General features: G+C 72.5%; 7 protein-coding genes and 1 rRNA gene. 4 read left to right on the top strand and 4 right to left on the bottom strand.

The features are described 5' to 3' along the window. Positions 1-121, bottom strand: a 16S ribosomal RNA gene (locus ACLBYE_RS27810); the annotation flags it as partial. Positions 122-790: 669 nt separating this feature from the next. Here ACLBYE_RS27810 and ACLBYE_RS27805 point away from each other — a divergent pair. Then, positions 791-2,557, top strand: a complete 1,767-nt coding sequence (locus tag ACLBYE_RS27805; protein WP_447696646.1) for a monovalent cation:proton antiporter-2 (CPA2) family protein — start codon at positions 791-793, stop codon at positions 2,555-2,557. 375 nt (positions 2,558-2,932) lie between these two features. Beyond that, positions 2,933-5,317: a type IA DNA topoisomerase gene (locus ACLBYE_RS27800; RefSeq protein WP_447696645.1), complete on the top strand. Its 2,385-nt coding sequence runs from the start codon at positions 2,933-2,935 to the stop codon at positions 5,315-5,317. Positions 5,318-5,545: 228 nt separating this feature from the next. On the opposite strand, the gene ACLBYE_RS27795 is transcribed toward ACLBYE_RS27800, so the two are convergent. Continuing rightward, positions 5,546-6,742 carry an FAD-dependent monooxygenase gene (locus ACLBYE_RS27795; protein WP_447696644.1) on the bottom strand — a complete coding sequence of 399 codons (1,197 nt, stop codon included), beginning with the start codon at positions 6,740-6,742 and terminating at the stop codon, positions 5,546-5,548. Between the two features lie 491 nt (positions 6,743-7,233). Between ACLBYE_RS27795 and ACLBYE_RS27790 the strand changes: the two genes are divergently transcribed. After that, entirely contained in the window at positions 7,234-7,818 is a 585-nt protein-coding gene (locus ACLBYE_RS27790; protein ID WP_447696643.1) for a hypothetical protein, read from the top strand. 129 nt (positions 7,819-7,947) lie between these two features. After that, entirely contained in the window at positions 7,948-8,241 is a 294-nt protein-coding gene (locus tag ACLBYE_RS27785) for a hypothetical protein (RefSeq protein ID WP_056531102.1), read from the top strand. Positions 8,242-8,336: 95 nt separating this feature from the next. On the opposite strand, the gene ACLBYE_RS27780 is transcribed toward ACLBYE_RS27785, so the two are convergent. Together ACLBYE_RS27780 and ACLBYE_RS27775 are read right to left on the bottom strand one after the other, a co-directional pair. Further along, positions 8,337-8,687 (bottom strand): hypothetical protein, encoded by a 351-nt coding sequence (locus ACLBYE_RS27780; protein WP_056531099.1) that lies wholly within the window; start codon positions 8,685-8,687, stop codon positions 8,337-8,339. 492 nt (positions 8,688-9,179) lie between these two features. Then, positions 9,180-9,404, bottom strand: coding sequence for a hypothetical protein (locus ACLBYE_RS27775; protein ID WP_447696642.1), 225 nt, complete (start codon positions 9,402-9,404; stop codon positions 9,180-9,182). Positions 9,405-9,596 lie beyond the last annotated feature (192 nt).

The following is a 9,596-nucleotide window of genomic DNA, read 5'->3' as shown; positions in this document are numbered from 1 at the left end:
GAAGGCACGTTCCCACGCGTTACTCACCCGTCCGCCGCTGACCCCGAAGGGCCCGCTCGACTTGCATGTGTTAAGCCTGCCGCCAGCGTTCGCTCTGAGCCAGGATCAAACTCTCACGTTGAAGAGATTGATCTAAGCTGATCACAACTACTTGACAGAGGCTCACAATCATCCCGGCATCACTGCCCGGATGTGTGAGCTTCCGAAGCGTTAGACAGCTCGCTTCTCTCGTTGATCCGGCTCTCGCCGGACCCGCAAGGACAAGCGCCGTCCACGCTTCTCTTTCCCGTATTCACTTGTCAAAGAACGGCGCCTGTTTACACAAGTGCCATTTGAAGATCAACAAAAAACTACTCGGCGCTCGCCGACAGTTGCTTGCAGTCTTCAGTGGAAGTCCGTCCGAGCGGCCCGCCCTGGCCGGGCACCGCGTCGGGAGGCGCCGTATAGGGCGCCAGAAATCGGCTGTCAATCGCCCCTCTTCATCGACCGCCGGACGGTGACGGGCGCGGTCGTCCGCGTGTGCGGACACCGCTCCCGGATCCGGCAGAGCCCCTGCGCGGAGAACCGCTGCCGCGGCAGCCTCTCAGCAGACTCCTCCGTGATCCGGACGAGGGGCCACGCTCCGGATCGCGCGTCAGAGCAGGCCGCACGATGGCCTGCATGGAAACGATCCGTTTCGATAGTTTCCATTTCTGATTGCGCGTGCTTCGCTCAAGATGGATCCATCGGCGCGACGTCGGGGCCCTGCACGGGCCGCGGGGCGCCAGTGCACCCACGGAAGGACCCCGCCATGGCTGTCGAAGCATCCGGTGCCGCGAGCGAACTCGTTCAGGTCGTCTCCCTGCTGGCGGCCGGCGTCATCGCCGTCCCGCTGTTCAAGCGGCTCGGCCTCGGATCGGTCCTCGGCTATCTCCTGGCAGGACTGGCGATCGGGCCCTTCGGGCTCGGCCTGTTCACGGACGCCCACGCCATCCTCCACGTGGCGGAGCTCGGCGTCGTGATGTTCCTCTTCATCATCGGGCTGGAGATGGAGCCGTCCCGGCTCTGGGGCATGCGCCGCGCGATCTTCGGGCTCGGCCTCGCCCAGGTGGGCGCCTGCATCGCCGCCCTCACCCTGGTCGGACTCGCCCTCGGCTTCTCGATCACCGTCGCCTTCGTGGCCGGGACCGGCTTCGTGCTGACCTCGACCGCGATCGTCATGCAGCTCCTGGAGGAGCGTGGCGCGCTCTCGACGCCGAAGGGTCAGCGCATCGTGGCGATCCTGCTGCTGGAGGATCTCGCCATCGTGCCGCTCCTCGCCGCCGTCGCGCTTCTGGCACCGGGCGGGAGCGCCGCGAGCGCGACGGAGCGCGCGGTCACAGTCGCCATCGCCCTGCTCTCGGTCTGCGCGCTCGTCGCCGCGGGGCGCTGGCTGCTCAACCCGCTGTTCCGCCTCCTCGCCGCCGCCAAGGCGCGCGAGGTCATGACGGCAGCGGCCCTCCTCGTCGTGCTCGGCTCGGCCCTCGCGATGCAGCTCGGCGGCCTCTCGATGGCGATGGGCGCCTTCCTGGCCGGCGTCCTGCTCTCGGAATCGAGCTTCCGCCACCAGCTGGAGGCCGATGTCGAGCCGTTCCGCGGCATCCTGCTCGGCCTGTTCTTCCTCGGGGTCGGGATGTCCCTCGACCTGACGGTGATCGCCGCGAATGCCGGCCTGATCCTGGTGGGCGTCGCAGCCTACATGACCGTGAAGGGCCTGCTCATCTACGGCGTGGCCCGGGTGCTGCGCGCCTCGCACGCCGAGTCGCTGGAGCGCGCGGCCCTGATGGCGCAGGGCGGCGAGTTCGCCTTCGTGCTGTACGCGGCCGCCGCGAGCGCGGGCATCATCGACGGCACGACCAACGCCGTCCTGACAGCCACCATCATCCTGTCGATGGCGATCACGCCGCTGATGGTCGTCGCCTTCGATCGTCTCGGTCCCAAGGCCGCCCCGTCCACCGACGGCGTCGAGGCGCCCGAGGACCTCGTGGGCAGCGCCCTGATCGTCGGGTTCGGCCGCTTCGGCCAGATCGCCAGTCAGCCGCTCATCGCGCAGGGCTGCTCGGTCTCGATCATCGACACGAACCCGAGCAACATCCGTCTCGCCGAGGGCTTCGGCTTCAAGGTCTATTACGGCGACGGCACCCGCCTCGACATTCTGCACGCGGCCGGGGCCGCGACGGCGCGGGCGATCCTGATCTGCGTCGACGACACCGCGATGGCCAGACGCGTCGCGGAGATCGCCAAGGCGGAGTTCCCCCTGGTGCCCGTGCTGGCGCGCGCCCGGGATCGCGAACACGCGGTCGAGCTGATCCAGGCGGGCGTGGCCTACCAGATCCGCGAGACGGTCGAGTCGGCTCTGCTCCTCGGCGAGCAGGCGCTCCTGACGACCGGAGCCGAGCCGGAAGCGGCCAGCGCGATCCTGGCGGAGGTCCGGCGCCGCGACGCGGAGCGTCTCGATCTGCAGGTCGTCGGCGGCATCTACGCGGGTCGGGACCTCATTCACGGCAACAAGCCCGGCTCAGCGCACGCGGCCGGTTAGGCCGGCGACCGGACCTCGGTTCCGTGCCCACTCAAGGCGCGCCGGTCTCGGCAGGCACAGGGGGCGGGCAACCCGAGCGCGCGAGCGCGTGCCCGGAGCCTTCGGAGGGCGGTGCGCGGGTCGCTGGCGACGCGCCAGCCATAGGCAGGAATCCGGCCACGGAGGCATTCCGGGTCGCCGCCACGGGCGAGCCCGGAGCACAGGTACGAGCGCCGCTCCAGCATCGCGGCGCCGGCCCCTGTATCCGGGGAGGGCGACACGCCGCCGGCTTCTCCGACGGCTTCCCCTCTCGCGGCGCCAGTTGCGTCCCGAGCCCGGTTGGAACAAAATGTGAACCCTGGGTCAGGCGCGGCCACAGCCCGAGCGGTCAGCGACATGTCATCTCCGAGCTCAGGTCGCACGCTGTTCTTCTTCGAGAAGCCCTCGGCGATGCGCCAGTTGCAGCGCTTCTTCCGCTCGCCGAGCACGGTCTGCGTGGCCGCCGAGGGACACCTGCTGTCGGCCGAGGAGCCGGGCAGCATCCGGCCCGAGTGGAAGCCCTGGCGCTTCGACCTTCTCCCGATCGTCCTTCCCACGATCCCGGTCGGCTACGGCACGAACCGGTCCGGGCAGTCGCACGCGCCGAAGATCGCCGCGATCCGGCAGGCGCTGAGCGGCGTGGACCGCGTGATCATCGCCACGGATCCCGGTCGCGAGGGCTCGATGATCGCGTGGGAAGTGCTCGAGCATCTCGGCTGGAACGGCCGGGTCGACCGGCTCAAGCTCGGCGCGCTCGACGAGGTCTCGATCCGACGCGCCTTCGCGGCCCTGGCCAAGGATCCCGACTCGGGCGAGCGCGACTACGCCGCCTACCTCGAGGCGCTCTGCCGGCAGTACGAGGACTACCATCTCGGCCTGAACGGCACGCGGGCGATCTCGCTGCGCCTGCGCCCGCCCGCCTTCCGGGAGCCCTGGCGCTTCGGCGGCGTGCAGACGCCGACCCTCGCCATCCTGGCGGACCTGGAGGAGCGGATCCGGTCCTTCGTGCCGCAGGACTTCTTCAAGGTCGCGCTGCGCCTTACGACCCATGCGGGCGCGGAGATCACCCTCTGGCACGCCCCGAAGGAGCGGATCCTCGACGCGGAAACCGCCGAGACGATCCGGTCCGCCGCGGCGACGTGGTCGGGCCCTCTGGCGGTCGCGCACAGGGATGTCCGGCGCGCGCCGCCCCGGCTGTTCTCGAAGGACACCCTGGCGCGGCGCTGCGCCAAGCGGTTCGGCTGGGACCCGCAGCACACGGCCGGCGTCGCCCAGGACCTCTACGATCAGGGGTACCTCAGCTACCCGCGCACGGAGTCGGAGCACCTGCCCGAGGGCCAGGCCGGCGATGCCGCCGCGATCGTCGCGGCCGTCACGACCGTCCTGACCGACCTGAGCGCGATCGTCCCGCGCGACGCTGCGCCGCTGATCCGTCGCGGCCTGAAGGGCCACTACGTCGCGGATCCGGGCGAGCACCACGCCATCGTGCCCCTGCGCAAGGCGCCCGAGCGCGGCCGTCTCAGCACCGATCAGTTCCGCTTGTGGGAACTCGTGGCGAAGGCCTATCTCGCCGCGCACCTGCCCGACGGGGTCGACGCGCGCACGAGCGTCAAGGCGGATGTCGCGACACCGCTGGGCGTGAAGCGGTTCGCCGTCTCCGGCAGCGTCGTGCGCGCGCCGGGCTGGCGCGCGCTCTACGGCAGCGAGGCCGAGCTCGAAGCGGATGCCGTGCCCGGCAAGACCAAGCGCGAGGCGGAAGCCACCGCCACCCGCCTGCCGCTCGTGACCGACGGCGAGGCCGCCTCCGCCGCGACGGCGGAGATCGCCACCGCGATGACCGAGCCGCCGCGGCGGATCACCCGAGGCGAGTTGCCGGTGGTGATGGGCCGGCTGATCGACCAAGTGGACGATCCGGCCGCCAAGCGCGCCCTGGAGAACCCCGCCAACCCGAACGAGCCGAAGGGGCTCGGCACGGCCGCGACGCGCGATACGATCCTGCCCAAGCTTCTAAAGAGCCGCTACATCACGCTGTCTACCGGCAAGGATCCGGCCATCGAGGTCACCGAGGTCGGCCTGACCTTCGTCCGCGCGGTGCGCAGCGTGTTCCCGGCCTACGGAGATCCGGTCGGGCGCGCCATGTTCGAGGCGGAACTCGCCGAGATCGGGAGGGCGGCCACGCGCGCCGAGGCTGTCGCGCGCGCGACCGCCTTCCGCCAGCGCACCCGCGCCCGCCTCGACGACCTGATCGCCGCGATCTCGCAGGCGCCGACGGTCAGCCTCGATCCGAGCCTGATCCCGGCCGGTCAGGGCGACCAGCGGCCGCCGACGCCGGCCATGATGGCGTTCGCCGTGAGCCTCTCCGAGCGGAAGGGCGTGACGCTGCCGCGTGGCTGCAGGAGCAGCATCAGCGTCTGCCGCGCGTTCCTCGACACCCATGCCGGGCCGCGTGCCGCGCAGGAGGACGACGCCAGCCGCGCAGACGGCCGGCGGAGCCCGAGCGCGGCGATGGTCGGCTACGCGCGCAGCCTCGCCCAGCAGCGCGGCATCCCGTGCCCGCCGGACGCGGAGACGGACTTCGACGCGTGCCGGCGCTTCCTCGACGCGCACGCCGCGCGGCCAGGGCAGGGGAGGGACGAGGCGAGCGCCGGAGGGACGACGAGCAAGCGGTCCGCGGAGCGGGAGAAGCGGCGGGGCCGTGTGACCCGAACACCGCGACCGGCAGCGGCACGCCGGCGGGCCTGAACCGCCGCGGCGGAAACGTCCGGGATCGCGGCAAACGGTCTCGGGCGCGCCTCAGGCGGCCCCCGGGTCCTCGGAGCGCATCCGGCGGGCGCGCGCCGCGCCCGCGTGGGCCTGTGCTCGGCGGCGGCACGGACGGCGCGTCCTTCCATCGCCCGACCGCGCGGCACCCTGCGCGCGGCGGGCCGCGGCGATGCCGGACGGGCTCCGCCGCGCCGTGGAGGCGCCGCGTCAGACCGGGCGATCGACGTAGCCGGAGACATCCGGCTCCTCGGAGCGCCCATCGAACACCGTCGCGGCGACGCGGCGAACGGCGGGCCTGCTCGCGACGTTCAGGGCCGCGTGAAGGAGACGGATGCCGATCCGCGTGCGCGGATTCATGAGCTTCGGCGCGAGCTTCGGGACACCCTGCGCCCTCTCGACATAGGGTCGCATGACCCGCTCGTAAGCCGCGAAGGCCGCCGCGACCGTGTCGGTGCGCGCCAGCTCACCGGCCAGCACGCAGGCGCCGGTGACAGCCAGCGTCGTGCCGATGCCCGCGAGGGGCGTCGCGCACCAGGCCGCGTCGCCCGTGAGCACGACGCGTCCGGACGACCAGCGCTTCATCCTCACCTGGCGCAGGACGTCGAGGTAGAAATCGTCCGTCGCGGCCAGGCCCGCCACGACGCGCCCGGCCTGCCACCCGGCGTCGGCGAACCGCGCCCGCAGGAACGCCTTCTGGCGAGCGATATCCCAGTCCTGCTCGCCGCCGGGCGGCTGACGGAGCGTCAGCATCGCGCGCGTCGTGCCGTGCCGGTCCGGCCGAAGCGAGATGCTGCGGCCGCCCGTGGCGTTGAACCAGCGCCACATCCGGTCGTCGTCGGGGGTTCTGGGAATCGTGAAGTACGCGATGGTCAGGTCCATCCAGCGCGGCGCGTTCTCTCCGGGAAAGACGAGCTCGCGGGTCGATGAGCCGACGCCCTCGGCCACGACCACCGCGTCGTAGCGTTCCGTCTCGCCGCCCGCGAAGGTGACGGCGACCGCGTCCCCGTCCTCCGCGACGCGGGCCACACGGTCGCCGAAGCGGTAGCGGGCCCGCTCCCGGGCCGGCTCGTAGAGAAGGCGCGCCAGGTCGCCGCGCAGGATCTCCATCTCGGCGGTCGGGCCATCACCCTCGGTCCCGGCGACGTCGAACCGCGCGGCGACCCGTCCCCGGCCGTCGATCCAGGCCGTGCCCTCCTCGCCGGTGCCGCTGTCGAGGGCGGCCCGTTCCAGGCCCATCCGGCGCAGCACCGTGCGACCGACGCCGCGCACATCGACGTTCTGCCCGCCGTTCCGGAAGGCGGGCGCGCGCTCGACGACGGTCACGTCGAAGCCGCTGCGGCCGAGCCACCAGGCCACCGTGTTGCCGGCGATGCTGGCGCCGGTGATCAGGATGCGACGCACCATACGGAAATCACTCCCGGGGACCCAACAGCGCCCGGTGCAGCGGGTTGCCGGCGACGAGCGCGGCTGTCCGCGGCGGGACGCTTCCGTATCGGCGGTGCCGGCGGTGAGATCGCGCCCCGGCCGTGCAGCGCCGCGGCGGTGCCGATCCCCTCGACAGGTCTCGCCGCGTGCCCAACATGAGCGCGACGATCGTGCCGATCATCCCGCGCGGGACGCGCGCGGACCTCGGTCCGGTGCGCCCGAGGCTGACGTGAGGCCGGCGCAGGCAGGGATTTCGGGGAATGAAAGGGTTACACGGAAGGTCCATCGGTGGTCCGGGCTCCGGCGCGCGGTCGGGTGACGCCGGTGCGGAGACGCGCGGATCCGCTCCTCCGGCCCGCCACGCCGTCGCGCGGGCCGATGGCGGCATCCCCGGCGATGGCCGCGCGCCCTGCGCGAGCCGGAGATACCGGACCCGGCGAACAGGGCGCGTCGGCGCGCTCTGCGCCCTGATGATCGCGGCGCCGACGGCGACGCGCGCCGAGCCGGTGGCGGCGCTTCTCCGGGACTGGACCACGGCCAACGGCCTCTGCCGCGGCGGTTCCGGCGACGATCCGCGCACGCAGGCGGCCTGCGAGCGGCGCGACGGCCTCGATCGCCGGCTCGCCGCCGCGGGCTGGTGCTACGGGCGCCCGGCCGACACCGGCGCCCAGAGAACCTGGCAGCCCTGCGGCGACGGCACGCGACAGCCCACACAGGCCGGGACGGAGACCCCGCAGGGCGCGGCGCGGCGCGCCCTGCTCGATGTCGCCCGGGGCCCCGCGGAGGCCGGGCGGGGACAGCCGGTGCAGTTCGTCGTGCACGCCCTGAACCGGGTCGGCCCCTGGGCCTTCCTCTTCGCGCGGATGCAGCGGCCCGACGGCCGACCCCTCCCTCGCGCCGCGGACGATCTGGACTCGAACGACTACGCCGCGCTGCTGCGCCAGGACGGAAACGGCTGGCGGGTCGTCGACTTCGTCGTGGGACCGACCGACGTCGCGTGGGAAGGCTGGGACCGGCGCTACGGGGCGCCGGCCTCCGTCTTCGCGGTCCGCTGAGGTTCGTCCCCGCCGCATGAACGGAGAGACGCCCATGCGCCGAAGCCTTCGGCTCTTCGCGGTCAGGCGGATCCGGGCCGCTGTCCCGGCGCCGGTGTCGGCTCCCGCCAGGACCGGGGAGGCCCGGGCATGATGGCCGCGCGGCGCTGGCTAAGCGCGACGGGGCTCGCGCTGCTTCCGACGACCGCACAGGCCGCCCTGCCGCCGTCCTGGCAACGCGTGCGTGAAGTCCAGGCCGTCGCGGAGGCGGCCGCGCGAGTGCTGGGATCGCGTCCGATCGATGCCGTCGAGCGCGTCGACGGGGAGCGCTACCGCGTCCGGGCGGGTGACTGTCGGGTCACGGTCCGCGTCGTCGTCCGCCCCCGAGCACAGCCGGGACCGCAGGCCTTCGACGCGATTCCGGACGCTCCCGACTGCCCCTAGAACCGCCACGGGCTTCATCCCTGCGCCGCGGCGTCTAGCGCCGGAGAGGCCTCGGAGAGGTCGCGGCCGCGCACCCGCGGCGCGGCGCTCGCCCCTCAGACAGGCCGGCCCGGCGAGCCCGCGTGCATCGCGCCGATCACGGCGAGCAGACCGAGCAGAACCATGAGCACGGAGTAGTACTGCATCGGGATCCAGAACAGGGTGTGGCGCGGGCGCAGGATCACCGTCTGCCCCGTGCGCGGGTCGAGCAGTTCGCGGCCCGGCCGGCCGTTCAGCCGGGTGCCGAGCCACCAGTTGAAGCCGGCCGCCACCACCCACACCAGGATGACGCCCGTGGGCGTCGGGACGCCCAGGCGGGCGAGCGCCGGATCGAGCAGCACGCTGCCGATCAGGCCCGCCGCCGCGATCAGCGCCGTCAGCATTCCCCAGCCGGACCAGATGATCATTCCCGGACATCTCCTGTCTTGGCGAACGGTCCCGCCTCGCGGGACGCGGTTCCTCCGGCAGGCGCCGGCACGATGTTGCGGTGGGCGGCCCAGTCGCGTTTTCGCCGGGTCGCGGGGATTGTCCGGCGCCGAGACCGGTATCGACCGGCATCCCGCCCGGGCCGACGGTCACCCTCCCGGCCGCGATAGCCGCGGTGCAGATCGGAGGTCATCAGGGTCCGGGCGCGGGTCGGGTCGACGGCGAGGCTCATGCGGTCGGCGGATCAACTCACGTCAGGCATCGTCGCGGGCGACACCTCGCACGGCCCGGTCCCGCCGGCAAGCTGACCCGTGACCGAGGGGCAGGACCACCGGAACGGCCGCTCGGCCGTCGAGACGTTCCCGGCCGCCGGGTTCGCCCCGACATCGACGACCCTCTCGTCGCCGCTGGTCAGGTCCGTCGACGACCGGAGCGTCGGCGGCCATCCCTCGCAAGGCACGAATACCGCCGATCTACCTGGAACCGGACAATCCGAAAAGGATCGCCGCGCCCGCGACAAGGAGCGGCGCCCAGAAATGGATCAGGCCGCCGCCGCTCCAGACCGAGAAGGTCTCCCGGCACCCCGTCGTGTTCATCGCACATCCCAGGGGGACGAAGTACATGAACCACACGAAGGTCGCGATGACGAGAAGGGTCCCGAAAATCAGCGCGGCGCCCCGCATCGACAACATCCTCATGCGCGCACCGGTCCGGGCGCGCTCCGCTCCGGCCCGGGGCCACGATCGGATCCCACCCTGCCAGGACCGACGTCTCCTGTCGCTCCATGACGGGCGCGTCCGCGAGGTTCGCGTGGGAGCCTCGACAGGGACCTCGCAGGATCCGCGCCGGCGCGGATCCTGCGAGGCGGGGGCCTGCGCCCGTGACCGGCC

This window comes from Methylobacterium sp. A52T, from assembly GCF_053346095.1.
This window is presented reverse-complemented; position numbering and strand designations above follow the sequence as displayed.